Origin of the sequence: Paludisphaera sp., from assembly GCF_037189885.1 — a bacterium.
In the GTDB taxonomy this organism is placed as follows: Bacteria; Planctomycetota; Planctomycetia; order Isosphaerales; family Isosphaeraceae; genus Paludisphaera.
On sequence record NZ_JBBCIR010000013.1, the window covers coordinates 34,029 to 57,373 of the forward strand.

At 72.5% G+C, this 23,345-nt stretch carries 15 protein-coding genes; 11 read left to right on the forward strand and 4 right to left on the reverse strand.

The window, feature by feature from the left end:
- Positions 1 to 55: 55 nt before the first annotated feature.
- The 3 genes from WG209_RS05440 to WG209_RS05450 all read right to left on the reverse strand — a co-directional run bounded on the left by WG209_RS05440 (position 56) and on the right by WG209_RS05450 (position 2,896).
- Positions 56 to 1,519 carry an efflux RND transporter periplasmic adaptor subunit gene (locus WG209_RS05440; RefSeq protein WP_337173998.1) on the reverse strand — a complete coding sequence of 488 codons (1,464 nt, stop codon included), beginning with the start codon at positions 1,517 to 1,519 and terminating at the stop codon, positions 56 to 58.
- A 59-nt stretch (positions 1,520 to 1,578) separates the two neighbouring features.
- The gene (locus WG209_RS05445; protein WP_337173999.1) at positions 1,579 to 2,316 is read right to left on the reverse strand and encodes a TetR/AcrR family transcriptional regulator; all 738 of its coding nucleotides are present in this window, start codon (positions 2,314 to 2,316) and stop codon (positions 1,579 to 1,581) included.
- An 88-nt stretch (positions 2,317 to 2,404) separates the two neighbouring features.
- Positions 2,405 to 2,896, reverse strand: a complete 492-nt coding sequence (locus WG209_RS05450; RefSeq protein WP_337174000.1) for a DUF4177 domain-containing protein — start codon at positions 2,894 to 2,896, stop codon at positions 2,405 to 2,407.
- Between the two features lie 625 nt (positions 2,897 to 3,521).
- On the opposite strand from WG209_RS05450, the gene WG209_RS05455 reads away from it, so the two are divergent.
- The 8 genes from WG209_RS05455 (at position 3,522) to WG209_RS05490 (ending at position 17,836) form a co-directional block, all read left to right on the forward strand.
- Entirely contained in the window at positions 3,522 to 4,790 is a 1,269-nt protein-coding gene (locus tag WG209_RS05455; protein WP_337174001.1) for a hemolysin family protein, read from the forward strand.
- A gap of 34 nt (positions 4,791 to 4,824) precedes the next feature.
- Entirely contained in the window at positions 4,825 to 5,766 is a 942-nt protein-coding gene (locus tag WG209_RS05460) for an alpha/beta hydrolase (RefSeq protein ID WP_337174002.1), read from the forward strand.
- A gap of 125 nt (positions 5,767 to 5,891) precedes the next feature.
- Positions 5,892 to 7,349, forward strand: coding sequence for a 30S ribosomal protein S12 methylthiotransferase RimO (gene rimO / locus WG209_RS05465; protein WP_337174003.1), 1,458 nt, complete (start codon positions 5,892 to 5,894; stop codon positions 7,347 to 7,349).
- Between the two features lie 14 nt (positions 7,350 to 7,363).
- A complete protein-coding gene (pgsA, locus tag WG209_RS05470) occupies positions 7,364 to 7,993 on the forward strand; it encodes a CDP-diacylglycerol--glycerol-3-phosphate 3-phosphatidyltransferase (protein WP_337174004.1) in 630 nt (209 codons plus the stop codon).
- Between the two features lie 39 nt (positions 7,994 to 8,032).
- Positions 8,033 to 9,037, forward strand: a complete 1,005-nt coding sequence (locus tag WG209_RS05475; RefSeq protein ID WP_337174005.1) for an undecaprenyl-diphosphate phosphatase — start codon at positions 8,033 to 8,035, stop codon at positions 9,035 to 9,037.
- The gene (locus tag WG209_RS05480; protein ID WP_337174006.1) at positions 8,982 to 12,074 is read left to right on the forward strand and encodes a PD-(D/E)XK nuclease family protein; all 3,093 of its coding nucleotides are present in this window, start codon (positions 8,982 to 8,984) and stop codon (positions 12,072 to 12,074) included. Before WG209_RS05475 ends, WG209_RS05480 begins: the two co-directional genes overlap by 56 nt.
- Positions 12,071 to 15,454: a UvrD-helicase domain-containing protein gene (locus tag WG209_RS05485; RefSeq protein ID WP_337174007.1), complete on the forward strand. Its 3,384-nt coding sequence runs from the start codon at positions 12,071 to 12,073 to the stop codon at positions 15,452 to 15,454. Before WG209_RS05480 ends, WG209_RS05485 begins: the two co-directional genes overlap by 4 nt.
- A gap of 63 nt (positions 15,455 to 15,517) precedes the next feature.
- Positions 15,518 to 17,836: a hypothetical protein gene (locus WG209_RS05490; RefSeq protein ID WP_337174008.1), complete on the forward strand. Its 2,319-nt coding sequence runs from the start codon at positions 15,518 to 15,520 to the stop codon at positions 17,834 to 17,836.
- Between the two features lie 9 nt (positions 17,837 to 17,845).
- On the opposite strand, the gene WG209_RS05495 is transcribed toward WG209_RS05490, so the two are convergent.
- Entirely contained in the window at positions 17,846 to 19,813 is a 1,968-nt protein-coding gene (locus tag WG209_RS05495; protein WP_337174009.1) for a hypothetical protein, read from the reverse strand.
- 727 nt (positions 19,814 to 20,540) lie between these two features.
- On the opposite strand from WG209_RS05495, the gene rpsB reads away from it, so the two are divergent.
- From rpsB to pyrH, 3 genes are all read left to right on the forward strand, one after another.
- Positions 20,541 to 21,632, forward strand: a complete 1,092-nt coding sequence (gene rpsB / locus WG209_RS05500; protein WP_337174010.1) for a 30S ribosomal protein S2 — start codon at positions 20,541 to 20,543, stop codon at positions 21,630 to 21,632.
- Positions 21,633 to 21,776: 144 nt separating this feature from the next.
- On the forward strand, positions 21,777 to 22,373 hold the full coding sequence (locus tag WG209_RS05505) for a translation elongation factor Ts (protein WP_337174011.1): 597 nt from the start codon (positions 21,777 to 21,779) through the stop codon (positions 22,371 to 22,373).
- A gap of 106 nt (positions 22,374 to 22,479) precedes the next feature.
- Positions 22,480 to 23,238 (forward strand): UMP kinase, encoded by a 759-nt coding sequence (gene pyrH / locus WG209_RS05510; RefSeq protein WP_337174012.1) that lies wholly within the window; start codon positions 22,480 to 22,482, stop codon positions 23,236 to 23,238.
- The last annotated feature ends 107 nt before the right edge of the window (positions 23,239 to 23,345 follow it).

Here is a 23,345-nt window from a genome sequence, read left to right on the forward strand (position 1 = left end):
CTCGTGGGTTGGGGGCCGCCTCCGACGACGTGGGACATCGACCGGCTTCGGCGGGTCACGGCTCGGGGGCCGTCTCGGCCTCGGTCGCGGCGGCCGGGTCGGGCTTCGCCTCGGCGGGCTGGGGCTTGGCGGCGGGCTCGGCCTCCTTCCCGGCCGCGGGCCCGGCGGCCGGCTCGTCGGCCTGGCCGGGCTCGGCCTTGGTGGGGGTCTCGACGGGGCGGGCGAGCGTGGCCGGCTGGACGGTGACGGGCATGCCGGGGCGGATCATCTGGAGCCCCTCCACGATGACCGGGACGCCGGAATCCAGGCCGCCGAAGAGGACGCGCATCCCGCGGTAGGTCGTCAGTCCCGCGTTGACCGACTGGATCGCGACCTTGCCGTCCTTGTCCGTGACGTACACCACGGGGCCCCTGTCGGTCTCCATGACCGCCTGCGCCGGGACCACGACGACGTCCTCGAGCTGCTCCACCTCGATCTTCAGCTTGACGTATTCGCCCGGCAGCAGCACGGCGTCCGGGTTCGGGACGCGGGCCCGCGACAGGAACGTCGAGGTCGTCTCGTCGATCATGTTGTCGATGAAGTAGAGCCGCCCGCTCTGGGGATGCTCCTCGATGCCCTCGGCCCCCGGCCGGGTCAGCTCGACGGGGGTGTCTTGCTGGACGAGCTGGGTCGCCCGGCTCAGGTAGCGCGAGCTGACGCGGATGTCGACGCCGATCGGGTCGAGCTGCTGGATGGTGGCCAGGTCGGTGAACGAGCCCCCGTCCGGCCCCGGCCCGACGAGGTTCCCGACCTTCACCAGCGCCACGCCGATCCGGCCGTCGATCGGGGCGGTCATGCGGCAGTAGCTCAGGTTCAGCTCGGCGTCGCGGACGCCCGCCTGGGCCGCCTCGAGCTGGGCCTTGGCCGAGAGGATGCCGATCTCGTAGTCGGCCTGGGCCTGCTCGTACGCGGCCTGGTCGGCCTCTACCTGGGCCTCGAACTGCTTGCGGTCCGCCTCGGCGCGGTCCAGGTCCTCCTGGCTGCCGGCGTTGCGGCTGAGGAGCACGCGAGCGCGGCGTTCCTCGATCCGCTTGAGGTTGAGCTGGGCGACGTCCAGGGCCAGCTTGGCCGCGGAGGTCTCCCGCACCTTGGACTCCTCGGCCTTACGCACGGCGGCCTCGGCCTCGGACTCCTTCGCGCGGGCCGACTCCAGCGCCACGCGGTAGGGCTCCTCGTCGATGACGTAGAGCAGGTCGCCCTTCTTGACGGTCGCCCCTTCCTCGAAGAGGCGCTCGGTGATGAAGCCGCGGACGCGGGCCCGGAGCGTGACCTGCTCCAGCGAGACCACGGTGCCGTTGGGCTCGTCGATCACCGGGACGTCCATCTTCCTGGACACCACGACCCCCACGACCGGCGGGGGGGGGGCCTGCATCTCGACGGGCTCGGCGGCGCATCCGGAGAGCGCGGCGGTGGCCGCCGCGATCGTCGGCAGGAATAGGCGTCGCGGCCCGCGGGTCGCCGGGGTGGGTTCGGTACGCATGTTCTCCCTTCCCCGGGTCGGGGCGGACTGTGGATGGACGGTGTGTTGCGACGGCACGCTCAGCCCTCGTCCTGGATGCGGTCCCATTCGTCCGGGAAGATGCTCTCCATCACCCGGACGCGCGTCGCGTCGTAGTCCCATTCGGTGTACAGGGGGCGCCAGCCGAAGCCGTCGAGCATCATGCTGACGCTCTCGCGCTTCAGGCTGCTGGGGCTCAGGGCGGGCCCGTCCTCGAACAGCGGCTCGCAATGGATCAGCCCGAGGTGCGTCCCGACGGCGATCGCGAAGATCGCCGAGGCGAGGCCTTCCGGCGTCCACGGGCCTCGCAGCTCCAGGTCGCCCGCGGCCACCGCCGCCTGGACGATCTCGCGCACCCAGCCGCCGCAGTCGCGGTCGCGCTGCTGGAGGAGCTTCCGCCTCTGGACATCGGCGCGGTCCTGGAGGTTCGCCAGCCGGATGACCATCTCGGCCTTGTAATACTGCGGGTGCAGCCGGCTGAAGACCTCGTCCGCGACCCCGATCGCGAACATCCGCTCTCGCGGCCGCCCGTCGAAGGTCAACGCCCGCTCGAACAGCTCGCGGCGGTACTCGATGCTCTGCACCGCCAGGGCCGCCACCAGGTCTTCCTTGGTCGAGAAGTGCTGGTACACCGTCCCCTTGGAATACTCGGTCGCCTCGGCCAGCCGGTCCATGCTCAGGCCGGAGAAGCCGTGCTCCATCAGCATCTTGCGGGCGACGTCAAGGAGATACGCCTCGCGCTGGCGGATCTCGCGCTGTTTCCGGGTCAACGTGCTCATGCGGCAATTATCGACGGATCGTCGAAAATCGTCAAGGAGTCGGCCGTCGGCTTTTATTCCACGTCCCGTCCGATCCCCGCGACCCGCGTCATCGCTCCAGGAGGACGACGATTTCTTCCTGCATGGCCCCCTGGAAGTTCTTGATGTGGGGCAGGCACATGGATTTGGCGGCCCATCCCTGGCGGGCGTAGTGGTTGATGGCCTCCTCCAGGCGGCCGAGTTCGAACTTGCCCTCGAAGAATTTGTCGCGCGAGGTGAGCAGCTTGTATTCCCGGGTCGGGCCGGAGGGTGGGGCGGGCTCGAGGGCCGAGTCCGCGGCATGCGTCGCGTCGGGCGCGGGCATGGTGGGGACGACGTGGGAGGAATCGGGGGCGAGCGACCAGGAGGCGGGGTCGAGTCCCTCGACGGCGATCCCCTCGAAGGTCGCCGTCGCGGCCTGGGCGGCCACCGCGACCGGGGCCCTGGCGGGGTCGGTCACCTGGAAGGCGTTGTTGCACTTCTTGCACTTGATCCGGGCCCCGACCAGGTTGGCCGGTATCTTGCCCCGTTCGCCGCACGACGGGCAGGAGATGTGGAGCATGGTCGACACTCCCCGCGTGTTGAGACCCGGTTCACGTCCGACGCGCCTCGAAGTCTAACGCGCCGCCGGGCGCGGTTCCATGGGTTGCGCCGGCCATCTCGCCTTTCGATCAGCCCGCTCGGCTCGCGCCTTGAAAGTTGGCTTCGTTCGCGCGCCGGCGTCTTACGGAATTCGATGCAAGATTCTATATAATATTGGTTTAAAGGAAGGGTGAGTTGGCTTCGTTCGTCGTTGTCGAAGTGGTTTTCGCCCGCCGAGCGTGACACGCGGAGCCTCCTCCCGACGCGGGGGTGGACGGACATCGGGCCGGGGACCCTCGTGGATTTGTCGCGGCGCGGGCGTCCGGCACCAGTGCCGATTCGCGCCGGGCCGTCGTCCGTTGATTCAACTGCTTCCGGGATGTCAAGGAACGACCGACTCGATCCCCCATATGCTCAACGTTGGCATGCGCGGGATTTCAGGTTTCTCGGAATTTTCTCGGAGGGCGTCCGGGGCGACAATCCGGCGCCGCGACGGGAGCGACGGCGGGCTTGGGACCGGTTAAGATGATCGGCGACGCCGGGGCCGGCGGCGATCCGCGACGGATGGCCGCGTGACTCGCCCCGGGAACGACCCGGGTCGCCGAATGACGTCGATCGTGATGCTCGCGCTGGAGGTCCTGGCCTTACTCGCGATTGCCGGACTCTGCTCGCTGCTCCCCCATGCGTTGGAGAAGGCCGAGGCCGGCCGGCTTCGCGAGCGCGCCGCCAGGGGGGAGCCGGGGGCGAGGGGGGCGCTGGAGCTGGTCCGCCGCCCCGAGGGGGCCAAGGCCGCGGCCCGGATCGCCGCGACGGCCGCCGTGGTGATGGCCGGCGTTGTCGCGGGGACGGCGGTCGGCGTGGACGACGGGTCGCTCGCCCGGCTGCCGGCGGCGGGCGCGGCGGTGGCCGTCGCGGCGGCGGCGGCCGTGCTGGCCGAGGCCGTCCCGCGCGCCCTGGCGGCGGGCCGCCCGGAGTGGTACGCCGCGCGGCTCTCCCGGACGCTCGGCGCGGCGGCCAGGCTCGCGGCCCCGGCGGCCGTCTCGCTGCAGCGGCTGGGCTCCGCGCTGGCGCGCCGGCTCGGCGCCCGGCCCCCGGAGAAGGTGGCGGGGGTCGAGCACAAGGTCCGCGAGCTGATGCGCGAGGGGGTGGAGGCCGGCGCGTTCGACGCCACCAAGCACGCCATCTTCCTGCGATCGTTCCGCTTCTGCGAGCGCCGCGCCCGCGCCCTGATGACCCCGCGCGACCGCGTCGTCTGGCTCGACGTCCACGACTCCCCGGAGGAGATCGCCCGCAAGGTCGCCCTCAGCCCCCACGCCAGCCTCCCGGTCTGCGACGAGACGCTCGACAACCTCCTGGGCATGGTCCGCATGAAGGACCTCTTCGCCCGCGGCGCCGACGGCCAGCCGGCGCGGTTCCGGGGCCTCCTCGTCCTGCCCGACTTCATCTACGAGGCGGCCCGCGGCCCGCAGGTCCTGGAAGTCCTCCAGCGCTCGCCGGCCGGCGCCGCGGTCGTCCTCGACGAGTTCGGCTCGGTCGTCGGCGTCGTCAGCCTGGACGACGTACGCGACTCGCTCCTGGGGGCGACCGCCGAGAAGCCCGACGAGGCCGACGCCCCCCGCGCCGTCCAGCGCCCGGACGGCTCCTGGCTGCTCGACGGCCGATTCCCCGTCGACGAACTGGTCGATCTGTTCCAGATCCCCGACCCCCCGCCCGGCGAGTTCGACACCCTGGGGGGCCTGGTCGTCACCCGGCTCGGGCGCATCCCCAGCGTGGGCGAGGGGTTCGACGATCTCGGCCTCCACTTCGAAGTCGTCGACATGGACGCCAACCGCGTCGACCACGTCCTCATCCGACCGCTGCCCATACCCTCGTGATCCGACCCCAGCGACCCACGAAAGCGAGCCCGCGATGATCCGAAAGACGCCCCTGTTCCTCCTCGCCCTGGCCCCCCTCGCTCTCCTCGTCGGCCCGACGGCGACGGCCGACGAGGCGGCGAACTACACGCGGACCGAGGACGTCGTCTATGGCCGCAAGCACGGCATGGCCCTGACGATGGACGTGCTGACGCCGAAGGGCGAGCCCAACGGCGCGGCGATCGTCTGGATGGTCAGCGGCGGCTGGTTCTCGGCGCACGAGGCGATCAACCCGGGCTACGTGGCCGAGTTCCTGGACCGCGGCTACACCGTCTTCGCCGTCGTCCACGGCAGCCAGCCCCGGTTCACGATCCCCGAGGCCGTCGAGGACGTGAACCGCGCCGTGCGGTACGTCCGCCACCACGCCTCCGATTACAAGATCGATCCCGACCGGATCGGCGTGACCGGGGCGTCCGCCGGCGGGCACCTGTCGCTGATGCTGGGGACCGCCGGGGCGCTCGGGAACCCGCTGGCGAAGGACCCGGTCGACCGCGCGTCCAGCCGCGTCCAGGCCGTCGCGTGCTTCTTCCCGCCGACCGACTTCTTCAATTACGGCAAGCCCGGCGAGCGGGCCCTGGGCGAGGGCGTTTTGCAGGGCTTCAAGGCCCCGTTCGACTTCAAGGCGCTCGACGGGGATTCGAAGGTCTACCGGCCCGTCGACCCGGGGATGCGCGACGCCATCGGCCGCCAGGTCAGCCCGATCACCCACGTCACCGCCGACGACCCGCCGACCCTCATCATCCACGGCGACGCCGACAAGCTCGTGCCGATCCAGCAGGCCGAGATCATCGTCGCGAAGCTCAAGGAGAACGGGGTCGAGGCCAAGCTGGTCGTCAAGCCCGGCGCGTCCCACGGCTGGCCCGAACTCGTCAAGGACAACGCCATCCTCGCCGACTGGTTCGACGAGCACCTCAAGCCGAAGGCCGAGACGCCCTGAGGGCTCGCGGGCGGAATCTTCCGGGATTGGGGGCCGACGCCCGGGGGGTCGGGGGATATAATGGGGGATCGCCCCGACGCGGCGCCCGCGCGCCCCGGCCCCAGGATCGAACACCCGCGAGCCCCATGACGCCCCAAAGCAAGATCGACCAGGACGAGACCGGAGTCCGAGGCACCGTCTCGTTCGTCAGCCTCGGCTGCTCCAAGAACACCGTGGACTCCGAGCGCATGCTCGGCCTGCTGGCGCAGTCGGGATACGCGCTGGTGCCCGAGGGGGCGGACTCCGACCTGGTCATCGTGAACACCTGCGGGTTCATCGACGCCGCCCGCAAGGAGTCCTGCGGGGTGATCGAGGAGATGCTCGGCCGCAAGCGCGACGGCCGAGTCAAGGGGGTCATCGTCGCCGGCTGCCTGGCCGAGCGCCAGAAGGACGTGCTGCTGGACGAGTTCCCGGAGGTCGACCAGGTCGTCGGCGTCTTCGGTCGCGAGCAGATCGCCCAGGTGTCCGACCGGATCCTCGGCGGCCTCCACGAGCAGCGCACGCTGTTCAACCCCGCCCCGGTCGACGCGCAGGACGACCGGGCGCGACTGCGGATCACCCCCCGGCACCTGGCGTACCTGAAGGTCTCGGAGGGGTGCGACCGGCTCTGCACCTTCTGCGCGATCCCCTACATGCGGGGCAAGCACGTCACCAAGCCGATCGAGCGCGTCGTCGAGGAGGCCCGCGAGCTGGCCGCCGACGGCGTCCGCGAGCTGGTCCTCGTCGCCCAGGACATGACCTACTACGGCATGGACCTCTACGGCGAGCCCCGCCTGGCCGAGCTGCTCCGCGAGCTGGACAAGGTCGAGGAGCTGACCTGGATCCGCATCCTCTATTGCTACCCGCGCCACTTCACCGACGAGCTGTACGAGGCGATCGCCGGCGCGAAGCGCATCATCCCGTACCTCGACATGCCCTTGCAGCACATCAACGACCGGATGCTGAAGGTCATGAACCGCCGGCACACGCGCGACGAGACCGTCGCGATCCTGGACCGGCTGCGCGCGGACATCCCGAACCTCGTCCTCCGCACCACGTTCATCGTCGGCTTCCCCGGCGAGACCGAGGCCGAGTTCCGCGAGATGGCCGACTTCGTCGCCGAGAGGAAGTTCGAGCGCCTGGGGGCCTTCACCTACTCGCTGGAGCCCGACACCCCGGCCGCCAAGGTCCCCGGCCACCTGCCCGACGACGTGAAGCAGGCCCGCCGCGAGGAGATCATGCGGATCCAGCGGCCGATCGCCGAGGCGTTCAACCGGACCCTGATCGGCCGGGAGCTGGACGTCCTGATCGACGGCCGCGCCCCGTCCGGGGGGGACGGCCTGTGGCTCGGCCGCTCCTTCGCCGACGCGCCGGACGTCGACGGCGTGGTGCTCGTCCAGGGCCCCGGACTCCAGCCGGGCGACGTGGTCCCCTGCGAGATCCTGTCGACCGAGGGCTACGACTTCGTCGCCCGCTCGTCGGCCCTGCCGTCGCGGCGCAGGCGGGCGCGGCCCCGCCCCCGCAAGCGGCCGGGGTCGTCGCTGACCATCCTCGAAGGGATGTAAGGAGAGGTCCGAAGATGGCCACCCAATCCCCCGCCGCCGAGGCGGACGAAGCGGCCGAGGCCTCCGCGCGGCCCGCCGGCCGGTTCTGGAACGTCCCCAACAGCCTGAGCGTCGCCCGCCTGGTGATGACCGCCGTCATCCTCGCGGCGATCTCGGCGGGGTGGTACGGCTGGGCCTTCGGCCTGTTCGTCGTCGCGGCCTTCTCCGACTGGCTCGACGGCTACTTCGCCCGCCTGCTCGACCAGCACACCGCGCTGGGGCGGCAGCTCGACCCCCTCGTCGACAAGGTCATCACCTGCGCCGTCTTCATCTACCTGGCCGCGATCCCCGGCACCGGCGTCCATCCCTGGATGGTCGCGACGATCGTCGTCCGCGAGCTGCTCATCCAGGCCCTGCGCAGCTTGCTGGAGGGGAAGGGCCAGGCGTTCGGCGCGAAGATGGCCGGCAAGCTGAAGACCACGTTCCAGTGCGTCTCGATCTCGGCCGTCCTGCTCGTCCTCTGGCTGGGCGACGCTTACCCGGGACTGACGGCCGTCCGCGACGCCCTAATCTGGGCCGCCGTGGCGCTCACCATCTATAGCGGCGCCGCCTACTTCTGGGTCGCCGGCCCGGCCCTCCGCCGCGAGGCCGCGCGCGGCCGCTGACCGCCCCCACCTCCGCCTGAACGATCGGGATCGCGCCGCATGTTGATGGAATGGATCGAAGCCCTGACCCTGGGCGTGGTTCAGGGCGTGACCGAATTCCTCCCGGTCTCCAGCGATGGCCACCTCCTGGTCTTTCAGCAGCTCTTCGCCTGGCTCACCGGCTCCGGCCGGTCGGGCGCGGAGAACCTGTTCTTCGACATCATGCTCCACCTGGGGACCACCTGCGCCATCCTGTATCACTATCGCGGCCCGGTCCGGCTGGGGATCCGCGGGCTGCTGACCGACGATCCGGAGGTCGGCCCGGACTTCCGCCGGCCGATGGTCGCCCGCGTGCTGGGCCTCGCCCTGGTGGCGACGCTGCCGCTCGTCCCGTTCGCCCTCTTCCTCAAGGATTGGGTCGACGGCCTGTTCGAGAGCCAGGTCGCCGCGCCGATCGGCTTCCTGATCTCGGCCGCGGCGCTCGCGCTGGTCTCCTTGAAGACGCGAGGCCCGGACGGCCACGGCCGGGGGCCGTCGGAGACGACCTGGCTGGACGCCCTGGTGATCGGCTCGGCGCAGATGCTGGCTCCCCTCCCCGGGGTCAGCCGGAGCGGGACCACGATCGTCGCCGCCCTCCTGCTGGGCCTCTCGCGCGTCTGGGCCGTCCGGTTCAGCCTGATGATCGCCGTCCCCGCCGTGCTCGGGGCCGTCGCCCACGAGATGAAGGGCGCGATCGAGGATCCGTCGCGGCTGGGCCTCACCCCGGAGCGCGTGGCGCAGACCCTGGTCGCCACGGTCCTCGCCGGGATGGTCGGCTACGTGGCCATCCTGTGGCTGATCCGAGTTGTGCGATCCGGGAAGCTGTGGTATTTTTCTGTATACTTGGTGGGCCTCGCGGTCCTGGTGCTGGCGTTGGTGACGGCGAAGGGGGGCGGGAGTGACGGATCGGGCTCGCCGAACGCTCTGGACGGGCCCGCCTGGCGCTCCGGCGCCGACGTGCCCGCCGCGAGTGGACCCCTCGCCCCGGGGGACGACCTGGATCGTCCCGACGCCCCTCGCCCGTGACCGGATCGCCCGCGACCTGGCGCTGACCGCGTCGCGCGTCGCCCCGCGCGTCCTTTGCTGGGACGACCTCTGGCGTCGGACGGCCGCGCGGGCCGACAAGGCCCCGACGCTGCTGTCCGAGTCGGCGGCGACGGCCGTCTTCGACCACGCCCTGCGCGACGAGACCGCCGGCGGCCGTCGCGGGCCGCTCGCCGTCCAGGCGACGCAGGTCGGCTATCGCCGCCGCCTCCGTCGTCGGTTCGCCGACTGGACCGCCGCCGAGCGGCACCGCGACCCCGACTGGCGCGCGGGCGAGCCCGAGGGCGACGAGACGATCGCCGCCGCCGAGCGCTCGACGTATCGCCGCTATCGACGCCTCCTCGCGACCCTCGGCGCCGAGGACGAGGCCGGGCTGGCCGTCTGGGCCTCGCTGACGATCCGCGACGACCCGCGCGCCTGGGCCGACGCCGACCAACTCGTCTTCCTCGACTTTGACGGCCGGACCCCCGGCCGATGGCGCGTCTTGCGCGACGCCCTGGAGCGCCCCGTCTCGGTCGACGCGACCCTCTGCCACGTCGACGACCCCGCCCGCGCCGACCTGTTCCTCGCCACGTCGTCCGTGCGGGATCGCCTGCTGGAACTGGGGCTGGCCGAGGCCCGCCTCCCCTCGACCCCCGACCGCCCCGCCGGCCTGCGCGCGCTCGACGACCGGCTGTTCGGCCCGCCGGGGGACCGCGTCGACGACGCCGAGGGCCTTTCCATCCGAGGCGGCCCGGCCGGGATGGACCTGGGCCGGATGGTCGCGCGCGAGGCGAAGGCGCTGCTGGACGCCGGCACGCCCCCCGACGAAATCCTGCTCGTGTTCCCGAGCCGCGACGACCAGTCCGACGCCGCGTTGGAGGCGATGCGCGCCGCCGGCGTCCCCGTCGCCGACGCCGCTCCCGAGCCCCTCGACCGCGACCCGGCCATCGCCGCGGCGCTCCGGGCGGCGCGGATGCCGCTGGAGGACTGGGAGGTCGAGGAGGTCGTCCACCTCCTCCGCAACGGCCAGGTCCGGCCCCCCTGGCGGGGCGTCGACCGCATGGCGCTCTGCGAGACCGCGTCGACGCTCCGCGACCTGCCGGTCTTCCGCGGCAAGGACCAGATCCTCAAGGCCCTGGCCCGCGCCATCTCTCGGTCCGAGGAAGGGGCGAACGAGGCCGAGACCCGGCGACGCCAGGAGAAGGTGGCGCGGGCGAGCCGCGCCTACCCGATCATGGAGATGCTGATCGGGACGATCGGCCCCCTGGATCGCCCCCGCCCGTGGGCCGAGCACGTCGCCGGCTTCCGCCGCGCGGTGGAATCGCTGGGGATCGGCCGCGACGATCCTTGCGCTCTGGAAACCCTCTGGGACGCGCTCGACGACCGCGCCGAGATCTTCGAGCGTCTCGGCCGGGGGGCGATCGCCGCGCCGTGGGAAGCGTTCGTGGAGGAGCTGACGGACGTGGTGGCCGAGACCCCCCGCCCGCGCGCCGCCGCGCCGCCGGGGTCGATCCGCGCGGCGTCGGTCGACGAGATCGAGGGTGTCCGCGCCTGGCATCTCCTCGTGATCGGGCTGGGGGAGGGGAGCTTCCCGCGTCGCCCGTCCGTGCGTCGGTTCCTCGCGCTCCGCCCCGGCGAGGCCCCCGACGACGAGGCGCGGCGGGCGTATTCGGCCGAGGCCCTGCGGTTCGCCCGCGTGCTGGGCGCCGCCGACCGCGGCGCGAGCCTCTTCTACCCCACGACCGACGCGAAGGGGCAACCCTTGCTCCGCGCCGGGTTCCTGGACGACCTGCTGGGCGCGCTCGCCCCGGACGCCGCGTCCGCGTGCCACGTCGCCCACGCCCGGTTCCACCCCGCCCTGATCGACCGCGACGACCTGGCGATCGCGCCGGCCGACGCCCGCGTGCTGGCCGTCGCCCGCGCCGCCGAATCGGGCCGGCTCGGCCGCCTCCGGGCGCTCGCGCGAGACCCATCCCACCGCCGCGCCCTCGACGGCGCCGCCGCGGCGATCGTGGCGCTGGACCGTCGTCGCGCCGGGACGCCGTTCGGGCCGTTCGAAGGGCTGTTGGAGGATTCGCGCGCGCTCGGCCCGCTGGCCGACCTGTTCGACCCGGGCCGGCACGTCTTCAGCCCCAGCCAGCTGGAGACCTACCTGAACTGCCCGTTCCAGTTCTTCTGCCGGCACGTCCTGAAGCTGGAGCCGATCCCCGACCGCGACGAACTGGACGAGGACTACACCGCGCGGGGCAGCATCCTGCACGACATCCTGGAGAAGTTCGAGAAGCGTCGCGCCGAGGTCGACCCGTCCATCCCCGACGAGGTCCTGCTGGCCCAGGCCATCGACGAGGCGCTCCCCCCCGACGAGGACGGGCTGGGCGACGTGGGGGCCGCCCTCCGCGTCATCGAGCGGGGCCAGGTCGCCCGCGTCGTCGCCCTCTACGCCCGCCAGCGGGCGGAGTACCACGCCGACGCCCCCGGCTCGCCGACGCCCACGCACTTCGAGTTCGGCTTCGGCGAACCGGGCCTTGACCATCCCGAGCCCTACGAGCTGCGCCACGGCGACCGGGTCATGAAGCTCAGCGGCCGCGTCGACCGCGTCGACGTCATCGAGTCGCAACCGACCCCCCGCTTCCGCGTCCTCGACTACAAGAGCGGCACGCCCCCCAGCGGCAAGGACGTGACCGAGTATCAGATGATCCAGCTCCCGCTCTACGCGATGGCCCTGGAGGAGATCCTGTACGGCGACGGCCGGGGCGAGCTGATGGACGTCGGCTACTGGGGCCTCAAGGAGAAGGGCTACAGGCCCATCGCCTTCCCGGAGTGGGCGCGCGTCCGCGACGAGCTGCGCGAGCGCGTCTTCGCCGTGATCGACTCCATCCAGGGGGGGGCGTTCCCGATCGCACCGCGCCACGAGGGCTGCGAGAAATACTGCGACTATCGCGCCGCCTGTCGCGTCCGGCAGGTGCGTCTCGCGGGCAAGCTCGACGCGGCTCGCGGCCGCGTCGGCGCCGCGAGCGTCGGGGCGACCGCGCCATGAGCGACGACCGCGTCTCCCTCACCGACGAGCAGCGCGGCCCGCTGGAGCCGAAGGGGGCCAGCATCGCCCTGGCCGCCGGCGCGGGCTGCGGCAAGACCACCGTCCTGACCGAGCGGTTCCTCGCCGAGATCGACGGCGGCCAGGGCCGCGCGCTGCGGTCGCTCGCCGTGATGACCTTCACCGACAAGGCGGCGCGCGAGCTGCGCGAGCGCATCCGCCACCGTTGCCGCGCCAGGCTCGCCGCCGGGTCCGACCCGGCCTGGTGGGCCATCGTCCTCCGCGCCCTGGAGGCGGCGCCGATCGGCACGTTCCACGAGTTCTGCGGCCGGGCGCTGCGGGGCAGGGCGGTCGAGCTGGGCGTTGACCCCGAGTTCGCCGTCCTCGACGACGTGGTCGCCGGCGCGCTACGCGAGCAGGCCGCCGGCGCGGCGATCCGCCGCCTCCTCGCCCAGGTCGACCCCGACATCACCTCGCTCGCCCTCCCGCACACGCTGCGCGTCGTCCGCCGGATGCTCGAAAAGGTCCTCGCCAGCCGGACGGCCGACGAGATCGAGCCGCTGTGCGACCTGGAGCCCCCCCAGATCGTCGCCCGCTGGGAAGAGGCCTGGTCCCGCCGCGCCCGCCCCGCCACGCTCGCCCGACTCGGCCCCAGCCTGCGCGCCTGCCGGCGCGTGCTGGCGCCGCTCCTCGACGTGGGCCCCAAGCTGGCGTCGCTCCGGGCCGAGGTCCTCATGGCGATGGACGACGTGGAGGCCCGCGGCCGCGACGCCGACCTCGACAACCTCCACAAGGTCGCCCGGATCACCTCCATCCGCGGCAAGAACGACTGGCCCGACGCCGACGTGAAGGAGCGCGTGAAGGCCGCCTTCGAGACCGTCCGCAAGGATGTGGAGAAGGTCCGCGGCCGGCTCGCCTGGGACGAGGCCGTCACGCTGGAATCGGCCGCGGAGACCGCGCGGTTCGCCCGCGTCGCCCGCGCCGCCCGCGAGGAGTACGACCGCCTCAAGGCGCGCCGGCGGGGCCTCGACTTCGCCGACCTGATCGTCCTGACCCGCGACGCCTTCCGCGACCTCGCCGCCCCCATCGGCGAGCCCGACGAGGATCCGGCGGAGGTCGAGCCGACCTCGATCGACTTCGTCCTGGTCGACGAGTTCCAGGACACCGACGAGGTGCAGTCGGACGTCCTCCGGCTGCTGGCGCGCGACGGCTTCCGCGACGGCCGGATGTTCGTCGTGGGCGACGCCAAGCAGTCGATCTACCGCTTCCGGGGCGCCGAGCCGGCCATCTTCGGCCGCTGGCGCGAGGAGTTCCACGAGCACGGCCGGCTGCGGCTCTCGGAGAACTTCCGCACGGTCCCCCGCGTCATCGATTTCGTCAACGCCCTCTTCGCCGACTCGTTCGCCGAGCCCGGCGCCGCCCCCGACCCGGCCGCCGTCCGGCTCGCCCCGCGCCGCCTCGACCACGCCGAGGGGCCGGCGGTCCACTTCTTCTGGGTCCCCCCCGACGAGCCCGAGGGGGACGAGAAGCCCGCGAAGCCGACCGCCCAGGAGTGCCGGGTACGCGAGGCCGACGCGCTGGCCCGCTGGCTGCGCCACCGGCTCGACGCCGGCTGGACGATCGTCGACCGTGGCACCCGCCGGCCGCGCCCCGCCCACGCCGGTGACGTGGCCGTCCTGCTCCGGGCGATGACCGACGTATGGCCCTATGAACAAGCCCTGGCCGATCAGGGGTTCGAGTACCACACCATCGGCGGGTCGGCGTTCTACTCGCGGCAGGAGATTTTGGACGTCGTCAACCTGCTCTCGGTCGTCGAGGATCCGCTGGACGACGTGGCCCTGGCCGGCTGCCTGCGCGGGCCGTTCTTCGCCCTGAGCGACGAGGCCCTCTTCTGGCTGTCGCGCGCCGGCGGGCTGGCTCGCGGCCTGGAAGCCGCGGCGGGCGTCGACGGCCTGTCCGACCGCGATCGAGACCTGGCCGCCCGCGCCCGCGACATGCTGGATCGCCTGCGCGCGATGAAGGACCGCGTCCCGATGGCCGAACTGCTGTCGCGCGCGGTCGACGAGACGGGCTTCGCCGCGGCGCTGACGTGCGAGTTCCTGGGCGAGCGGAAGCTCGCCAACGTCCGCAAGCTGATCGAGACGGCGCGGGAGTTCGACCGCCGCGGCGGCTTCGGCCTGGCCGACTTCGTCGGCCGCCTGCGGGCCTTCGCCGACGACCCCCCGCGCGAGGAGCAGGCGGCGACCACCGACGAGGACAGCCCCAGCGTCCGCATCATGACCGTCCACCAGGCGAAGGGCCTGGAGTTCCCGATCGTCATCCTCCCCGACCTGGACCGCGACACCGGCCCGAAGACCGACCCGATGGGCTTCGACCGCGAGCTGGGCCTGGTCCTCAAGCCCCGCCCCGCGCCGGCCGAGCCCGACGACCGCCCCGGCGCGGGGGAGTCCCTGGGCTGGCGGGCGTTCCAGGCGATCGACGAGCGCGAGGAACGCGAGGAGGCGTTGCGGCTATTTTACGTCGCCGCTACCAGGGCGCGAGACGATCTGGTCCTCTCGTCCGCGTTCGCCACTCCCTTGCCGGAGGTCGCCGCGTCGGTCGCCAAGCTTTCCCCCGCGCTCAACCTGCTGTGGGAGCGGTTCGACGGCCTCACCGGCCGCTGCACGGCCGATCTTCCCGAAGGCTGGCCGTGCCCCGAGGGCGACGTCGTGGACGTCGCCGCGATCCCCGCGAGCGAGAAGCGGGTCGACCAGCGCCGCCGTCCCCGCCTGCCGGAGATCGTCGCCGCGATCGAGGCCGAGCCGCTCGAAGGCCGCCCGCCCGTCCTCCCGCCCGCCGCGCCTCGCCTGCTCGACCTTGAGGCCCCGCTCCGCGAGGAGACCCGGACGGCCCGGCTGGCCGCGCTGATCCGCGCCTCGGCGTTCGACGCGGAGTTGATCGCCGGGGCCGACCCGGAGAAGGTGACGCGTCGGCTGGCCGCGCGGCAGACGCCGGCGGCCGGGGCCTCGTTGCGGGCCGACGCCGTCGCCTGGCTCCGCGCCTGGGTCGCCGGCGATTTCTTCGCCGCGCTCCGGCGCTCGCGCGAGATCCGACCGGGCGAACCCTGGACGCTCCCCGGCGCGCCGGCGGTCCTCGGCTCGTGCGACGCCCTGGCGCTCGCCGAGGACGGGCGATGGCGCGTCGTGTCGATCCTCGCGCCCGGTGAGTCGCCCGCCTGGGGCCGCCTCCGCGCCTCCCTCGCGCCCGCGGCCCTCGACCTCGCGCCGATGGGCCCGTCGTGGCTCGTCCGCGTGGACGCCGACGGCGCTCTGATCGCGGAACGCCGCAAGCCGATCCCGGACGACGAGCGCGACCGCCTGGCGCGCGAGATGGCCGGCGCCTGACGCTGGCGGACGCCCCGCCGCCGCGGTACCCTGCGCGGGTCACTCGCCAGGGAGCCCGCCGCCATGCGCCGACCGCGAATCGTCCCCCGCGTCCTCTCCGCGATCCTGCTGGCCGGGGCCGTCGCGCCCGCGATGGCGGAATCCCCGGCTCCGGACTACCGGACCGTCGGCCCGCCGCTCCCCGGCACTCGGGCTCTGGAGATCCCCGGCGACCTGGCCTCCTTGCTCGTCGACGGGGCCGACCGCTTCCTCGACCGCAAGCTGAGAGAGTCGATGGCGGGGCGAGAGATGCACTGGGCTCGCGACCTCTCGTCGGCCGAGGCATACGCGAAGTCGATCGAGCCCCAGCGCGCCCGGCTGGCCCACATCCTGGGCGTCCGCGATCCCCGCGACGCATCGACCCCGATGGAGGTGGTTATCTCGGACAACCATGCCTCTTACAGCGGCGAGGGCATTACGGTCCGATCCGTGCGCTGGGCCGCGTTCGGCGACGTGACGGGGGAGGGGCTGGAACTCCTCCCGGCGGGTGACGCGCCGCCCGTCGCCGCGGCCGTGGTGATCCCCGACGCCGACCAGACGCCCGAGCAGTTCGCCGGGATCGCCCCCGGCATCCCCCCGGAGCGACAGGTCGCGCGGCGGCTGGCCGAGGCTGGCCTGCGCGTGATCGTCCCCGTGCTGATCGACCGGACGGTCGCCCCGCGCATGGGGGGCGCGACGATGACGTCGCGCGAGTACCTCCATCGTCCCGCGTTCGTCATGGGGAGGACGCTGATGGGCTACGAGGTCCAGAAGGTGATGGCGGCCGTCGACCGCCTGGTCGCCGATGGCCTCCGCGTGGGCGTGTTCGGCCACGGCGAGGGGGGGGCCGCGGCGTTGTACGCCGCGGCGCTCGACCCGAGGATTGCCGTCGCCTGCGTGAGCGGCTACTTCGACGACCGGAACGACGTCTGGCGGCAGCCGCTCGACCGCAACGTCTTCGGGCTCCTGGAACGCTTCGGCGACGCCGAGATCGCCTCGATGATCGCCCCGCGCCGGCTGATCGTCGAGGCGGCCGCCGGCCCCGAGTTCACCTTCGCCCCGGGCCAGGGGGGGGCGCCGGGCCGGCTGGAGACGCCGCGCCTGGACACCGTCCGGGCCGAGGTCGCGCGCGCGACGCGGCTGTCGGCGAATCTCGGCGAGGTGGCGCGTCCCACGCTCGTCGACTCCGGGGGCGATGGTCGCGGCCCGTTCGGCACCGACGCCGCGACGGCCTTGTTCCTCGGCGCGCTGGGGGCGAGGCTGGCGCCCGTCGGCGCCCCGCTCCAGGCCCCGCCGCTCCCGGACGGCGCCCTCGCCGCCCGCCAGGCGCGGCAGCTCCGCGAGATCGACCGCCACACCCAGCGGCTCATCCTCGAAGGGCCGGACGTCCGCCGGGAGTTCATGAAGGGGCTCGACACGAGTTCGTTGGACGCCTATCGGAGATCGATCGAGCCCTATCGCGAGCGGTTCGCGACCGACATCATCGGCCGCTTCGACGACGAGATGATCCCGCCCGAAGTCCGTTCGCGACAGATCTTCGACGAGCCGGGCTTCGCGGGGTACGAGGTGGTGATGGACGTCTTCCCCGACGTCTTCGCGACCGGGATCTTGCTGATGCCGAAGGGGATCGCCGAGGGGGAGCGGCGGCCGGTGGTCGTCTGCCAGCACGGGCTGGAGGGGCGGCCTTCGGACCTAGCCGACCCCAACGTGGAGAACCCGTCGTACCACAGGTTCGCGGTCCGGCTGGCCGAGGAAGGCTTCATCACGTTCGCGCCGCAGAACCTCTACATATTCGAGGACCGTTTCCGCGTCCTCCAGCGCAAGGCGAACCCGCTGGGCAAGACGCTGTTCTCGCTGATCGTGCCGCAGCACCGCCGGATCACCGACTGGCTCAAGACGCTGGACCAGGTCGATCCCGATCGGATCGGCTTCTACGGGCTGAGCTACGGCGGGAAATCGGCCATGCGGATCCCGCCGCTGGTGGACGCCTACCGCCTGTCGATCTGCTCGGCCGACTTCAACGACTGGGTCTGGAAGAACGCGTCGACGCTAAGCCCTTATAGCTACGTCCGCACCGGCGAGTACGAGATCTTCGAGTTCGACCTCGGGAGCACGTTCAACTACGCGGAGATGGCCGCGATGATCGCGCCCCGGCCCTTCATGGTCGAGCGCGGGCACTTCGACACCGTGGCGCCCGACGAGGCGGTGGCCTATGAGTTCGCCAAGGTGTTCAACCTGTACGACGCCCGATTGAAGATCGGGGACCGCTGCGAGATGGAGGTCTTCGACGGCCCCCACACGATCAACGGGAAGGGGACGTTCCGGTTCCTACGCGAGCACCTGGACTGGCCCGGCGCGAAGTGACGTGGGCGGTCAGCGCGTGGCGGTGTCGGGGGCCTCGGCCGCGGCGGCGAGGCGGTCGGCCTCGCGGCGGGCGTGGTCGGTCCATCGGGTTTCCAAATCCTTGAACCCGGCGATGCGGTAGGTCGCTCGCAGGGCCGTGTCGGGCCCGCGCTGCTGGGCGTCCTTGATGAACGCGACGAACTGGGCGGGGGTCCCCTGGGCCATCAGGAACCGGGTGAGCGAGACGCTCTGGGCGTAATAGAGGTTCCAGTCCTGGGCCTCGGGGTAGTCCGTGGTCATCAGGGTTTCGAGCGGGAAGACGCGGCCCTCGGCCAGCGGGGCGCCAAGCTCGGAGCATCGGCCGGCCTGCTCGGCGAGCGGCTCGGCCAGCACGGCCATCCCTTCGTCGGCCCAGCGCGGGACCTGCTGGTCGGGGAAGACGTCGGCCAGGACGACGTGCGTGACCTCGTGGGGGAGCACGGCGGCGAGCAACTGCGGGTGGTCGGCGCGGAGGTTCACGCGGCGGGCGACGACCTTCCCGCCGCCGATGCCCATCGTCGAGAATCCCGGCGAGGTCTCCGGCTGCCCGGTCATGCGGGCGAAGTCGGCCGGGGTGGGATAGAGGTAGATGTCGCACTTCGGCGCCCACGCCGCCTTCGTCTCGGGGCTCCCCCAGCGCTTGCCCTGGGCGGCCCGGACGGTCTCGGCGACTTCGGCCGCCTGCTGGGCGAGCGCCGGGTCGACGTGGAAGACGCGGAAGCTCTCCGTCTCGTGCACCTCCCACGAGACCGGCGCGGCGGCCGGCGCCGGGGCTTCGGGCGAGTCGAGCGCCGGCGCGAACTGCTCGACGGGGGGCGTGGGCGAGGGGGGGGGCAGGTCGTCGCCGCCGGCGGGGAGGTCCAGCGCGCCCGCGCGGGCCTGTCGCGCCCTGGGGTCGACCCGCGGGCGAGGGGCGGGGGCGGCCTCGTGCTCCTCCTCGGGCTCGGCCCCTCGGATCGAGGCCAGGCCGGGGCCGGCGCCGGAGCCCTTGGGGATGGGCCGCTTGCCGGCGCGGGCGTCGGTGACGAGATCCTTGAGGTAGTCGACGAACCAGTGGTCGGGGGTCAGGCGCTCGACGCTCTGGATCTCGCGCTCGATCAGGTCCCATTCGGCCTTGGAGGCGGGGCCGGCGTTGATCCGGGAGACGATGGCGGACCAGCGGCAGTAGGCCCATACCTTGTTCCGGACCGTTGGCAGACGCCCCTTGCGGGCGAGCGCCGCGTACAACTTGCCCGCCTCGTCATATTTCCTGGCCTTGAAGAAGGCGTCGGCCTGGGCGAGTTCATCGGGCTCGGCGGGCGCGGCGGGCGCGGGGTCGGGGACGTCCACGACGGCGGCCCGGTCGACGGCGGGGTCGCTCGACCGATGCACGGGCGTCCGGGGGCCTTTATCGACCGACTTCGGCGTCGGGCCCACGAGCGGAAGCTCCAGCGGCTTGTCCGCTTCCGGCGCCTGGGGCTCCGGCTCGGCGGGCGGCGTCGGCGCGGGGGCGGCGTCGGCCGGCGGGGGCGTCGGATCGGGCTTGGGCTCGGCGGGGGGCGTCGGCGGCGGCGCCTCGGCGGGAGGTGTCGGGGCCGGGGCCGCCTCGGGGGGGGGCGTCGGCGCGGGGGCCTCGGCCGGAGCGGGCGCCGGTGGCGGCGCCGAGGGGGCCGGGGAGGAGTTCTCCAGGATCGCGAGGTCGTCCTCGTAGGAGGCGGCGGCGCGGTCGGAGCCCGCGGCCCTGGCCTCCTGGGCGAGGCCGCGATAGGTCTCCTTCAGGAGATCGACCATCGCCTTGCGGTCGGCGGCGGCGGGGGGGGGCGTCGCGGCCAGGGCGTCTTCGAGCAGGGTCGCGGCGGCCTTCAGCTCTTTTGCCGCGACCTTCAGCCGCGCCTGGGCGAGCGGCGCGGAATCGTCGGCCAGCGCGCTCGACGTCGCCGCCGCGAGGAGAACGAGGGTCGTCCGAAGAACCTGGCGCATGACGTCCATGTCCTGCTGAAGGAGCGGTCGATCCGTCGGCCGTCGGCCCGCGCCGACCCGAATTCGGGTCATGGGCCGGGCGGAGTATCCCCGCGATCGCCCCCCCCGTCAACCGGAACCAACCTCCCAGTCGTCCCACTTCCTGTCCATCCGAGCATGCCAGGCTCCAGGCGGGACCGGGCCGGGGCAGGGGGTCGGATGGTGGAAATAGCCGGACTGTCGAGCTTTCATCCCCCGGCGAGGAAAATGTGGACAGAGGGGCAGGGCGGGTGGGCCAGACGATACAGTGGCCGACTCCCCGGGTGTCCCGTTCTTCGTCCACGTCATTCGATCGCCGCGCGGTCTGTCTTGCTGGAGAGGGGGGGCTCCTCACCAATCGCGTTCCCCCGGGTCTCATAATTCCGGCCGGGGCCGAACCCTCGCGGAATCCGGGCGGCTCCATCCCGCGTCGGCGGGTTTGACGCGGGGCCAGGCGGCCGATAAACTGGGACTCCCCTACGAGAAGGGGCGAAGCACGGCCGTCCGCGAGACCGCCGCCGAGCCCGTCGAGCGGCGATCATCCCCCCGTGGGATGACACCCGACGCGGGCTCCTGGTGGCGTGGAAAGCACGGCCTGTGCTCGTTTTGCGTCCGATTCCATTCGTGTCGGACCCTCGCAAGGCCGCCCTGGGCGCTTCGCCCGGGGACCTCGGCCGGATCTGGTATGTCGTCGAGAGAGGTGGGATACGTGGCACTGGTCGTCAAGGATCTGATCGACGCCGGCGTGCATTTCGGCCACAGGGCCAGCCGCTGGAACCCCAAGATGAAGCCGTACATCTACGGCAAGCGCAACCTGATCCACATCATCGACCTGAAGGAAACGGTCCGCGGCCTGCTGCGCGCCACCAAGTACTTCCACAGGGTCGCCTCGCAGAACGGCCTGATCCTGTTCGTCGGGACCAAGCGCCAGGCGTCGGAGACGATCGCCGAGGAATGCGCCCGCAGCGGCATGCCCTACGTCACCGAGCGCTGGCTGGGCGGCACGCTGACGAACTTCCGGACCATCCGCAGCCGGCTTGAGCGGCTGGAGGAGCTGGAGCAGACCCTCGACGGCGAGATGGCCGCGAGCTACTCCAAGAAGATGATCTCCACGCTCACCCGCGAGCGCAAGAAGATCGAGCGCAACCTGAGCGGCATCCGGAACATGACCCGGCTGCCCGAGGCCCTGCTGGTGATCGACCCCCGTCGCGAGCACATCGCGGTGGCCGAGGCGCGCAAGCTGGGCATCAAGGTCGTCGCCCTGCTGGACACCGACTGCGACCCGGACTCGGTCGACCTGCCGATCCCGGGCAACGACGACAGCATGCGGTCGATCGAGCTGGTGATCAAGCGGCTGACCGACTCGATCATCGACGGCAAGGCCATCGCCCCGGACGAGCCGCCGCCGGTCGAGCGCGACGACCGCATCCCCGGGCGTCCCGACCGTCGCGGCCCCGGCGGCCGTGATCGTCGCGGCCCCGGCGGCCCGCGGGACGGCCTCCGCATGGGCGGCAATCGCCCCCAGCCCGGCCCGGCCCCCGCCGCGGCCCCGGCCCCGCCCGCCGCCAACCCGACCCCGGCCGCCGCCGCCGAGGCCGCCTCGGTCGCGACCGTCGACACGCCGCCGGCCGCCGCCGCCGAGGTCTCGCCGATCGCCGAGAACGCCCCGGCCCAGCCCATCATCACCTCCCCCGAGGAGGCCGGCGTCGCGCCCGACGCCCCCGCCTCGCAGGCCCCGACCGTCGAGGCCCCGGACGCGCCGGCCGCCGAGGCCCCCGCCTCGGACTCCGAGAACGCCTGACCCACGGCCCGCTCGGATCGACCCGGCCGCGCCAGGCGCGGCCGGGTCGTCGCACGCCGGGGCCCCCCGGAACCCCACCCTTACATCGATCCAACGTCGCACACATACCGCTTCCGCGCCGGAAGCCCCAGGGAGAGACATTCGATGGCCGAGATCACGGCTCAGGTCGTCAACGAGTTCCGCAAGAAGACCGGGCTGGGCCTGATGGAGTGCAAGAAGCTCCTGACGGAGGCCGGCGGCGACCTGGCCAAGGCCGAGACCCTCGCCAAGGAGCGCGGGCTCAAGCAGGCCGAGCTGCGCGCCGGCCGCGCCGCCAAGGCCGGCCGCGTCGAGGTGTACATCCACCACGACGCCAAGTCGGGCGTCCTGATCGAGCTGAACTGCGAGACCGACTTCGTCGCCCGCAACGACGAGTTCAAGCAGCTCGCCAAGGACCTGGCCCTGCACGTCATGGCGTCGAACCCGAAGTTCGTCCGCCGCGAGGACGTGCCGGCGGAGGCCGTCGAGGAGCAGAGGCGGATCTTCATCAGCCAGGTCGCCGACAAGCCGGAGGCCATCCAGGAGAAGATCGCCACCGGCAAGCTCGACGCCTGGTACGCCGAGTCGGTGCTGATGGAGCAGCCGTTCATCCGCGACGACTCCAAGAGCGTCAAGGACGTCATCACCGGGGTCAATGCCCGCACCGGCGAGAACATCGCCGTCGCCCGCTTCGCCCGCTTCGTCGTCGGCGAGGAGCGCTGAGCCGACCCCCCCTCGCGCCGGGCGGCCTCGGCCGACGCCCGGCGCGGCCCCTCGGCCCGACGGCCGGACCGCCGAGTCGCCCCGAACCGCGACCAAGGACCACGACATGGAACCCGCCCCGACCGGCTCGCCCGCCTTCCGTCGCATCCTCCTGAAGCTCTCCGGCGAGAGCTTCTGCCGCCCCGGCGAGGGGGGCATCAGCGTCGAGGAGGTCAGCCGGATCGCCCGCCAGGTCTCCCGCGTCGCCTCGCTCGGGGTCGAGGTCGCCATCGTGGTCGGCGGCGGCAACATCCTCCGCGGCGCCCAGCTCAGCCGCGGCTCCGACGTCATCAAGGAGGCCACCGCCCATTACATGGGCATGACGGCCACCGTCATCAACGGCCTGGCCCTCCAGGACGCCCTGGAGAGCATGGGCCGCCCCACCCGGCTGATGACCAGCATCCGCATGGCCGAGGTCGCCGAGCCGTTCATCCGCCGCCGCGCGCTCTCCCACCTGGAGAAGGGCCGGATCATCATCCTGGCCACCGGGACCGGCAGCCCCTTCGTCACGACCGACACCGCCGCCGCGCTCCGGGGCAAGGAGCTGGGCGTCGACGTCATCATGAAGGCCACCCGCGTCGACGGCGTCTACTCGGCCGACCCGGAGAAGAACCCCCACGCCGTCCTGTTCGAGGCCCTCGATTTCGACAAGGTCCTCCGCGACGAGCTGAAGATCATGGACATGGCCGCCATCGGCCTGTGCAAGGAGAACGTCCTGCCGATCCTGGTCTTCAACTTCAAGAAGGAAGGCAACATCGAGCGCGCCGTCCGCGGCGACGTCGTCGGCACCTGGATCGGCTCGGGGACCCGGCCCCGCCCCTCCTGACCCGCCCCGTCCGCGGCCCCCGGGACCTTCCCCGGCGCGCCGCGACGCTGGTAAGATGTCGTCGCCCCTCCCCGTCCCCAAGCGGCCACCGCCCCGCCACGGAGTCG

Coding starts and splice junctions, on each gene's coding strand:
- pyrH (WP_337174012.1), top strand. CDS start 22,480: ATGGAACCCGCCCCGACCGGCTCGCCCGCCTTCCGTCGCATCCTCCTG.
- WG209_RS05495 (WP_337174009.1), bottom strand. CDS start 19,813: ATGCGCCAGGTTCTTCGGACGACCCTCGTTCTCCTCGCGGCGGCGACG.
- WG209_RS05455 (WP_337174001.1), top strand. CDS start 3,522: ATGACGTCGATCGTGATGCTCGCGCTGGAGGTCCTGGCCTTACTCGCG.
- rimO (WP_337174003.1), top strand. CDS start 5,892: ATGACGCCCCAAAGCAAGATCGACCAGGACGAGACCGGAGTCCGAGGC.
- WG209_RS05475 (WP_337174005.1), top strand. CDS start 8,033: ATGTTGATGGAATGGATCGAAGCCCTGACCCTGGGCGTGGTTCAGGGC.
- WG209_RS05460 (WP_337174002.1), top strand. CDS start 4,825: ATGATCCGAAAGACGCCCCTGTTCCTCCTCGCCCTGGCCCCCCTCGCT.
- pgsA (WP_337174004.1), top strand. CDS start 7,364: ATGGCCACCCAATCCCCCGCCGCCGAGGCGGACGAAGCGGCCGAGGCC.
- WG209_RS05450 (WP_337174000.1), bottom strand. CDS start 2,896: ATGCTCCACATCTCCTGCCCGTCGTGCGGCGAACGGGGCAAGATACCG.
- WG209_RS05485 (WP_337174007.1), top strand. CDS start 12,071: ATGAGCGACGACCGCGTCTCCCTCACCGACGAGCAGCGCGGCCCGCTG.
- WG209_RS05440 (WP_337173998.1), bottom strand. CDS start 1,519: ATGCGTACCGAACCCACCCCGGCGACCCGCGGGCCGCGACGCCTATTC.
- WG209_RS05505 (WP_337174011.1), top strand. CDS start 21,777: ATGGCCGAGATCACGGCTCAGGTCGTCAACGAGTTCCGCAAGAAGACC.
- WG209_RS05490 (WP_337174008.1), top strand. CDS start 15,518: ATGCGCCGACCGCGAATCGTCCCCCGCGTCCTCTCCGCGATCCTGCTG.
- WG209_RS05445 (WP_337173999.1), bottom strand. CDS start 2,316: ATGAGCACGTTGACCCGGAAACAGCGCGAGATCCGCCAGCGCGAGGCG.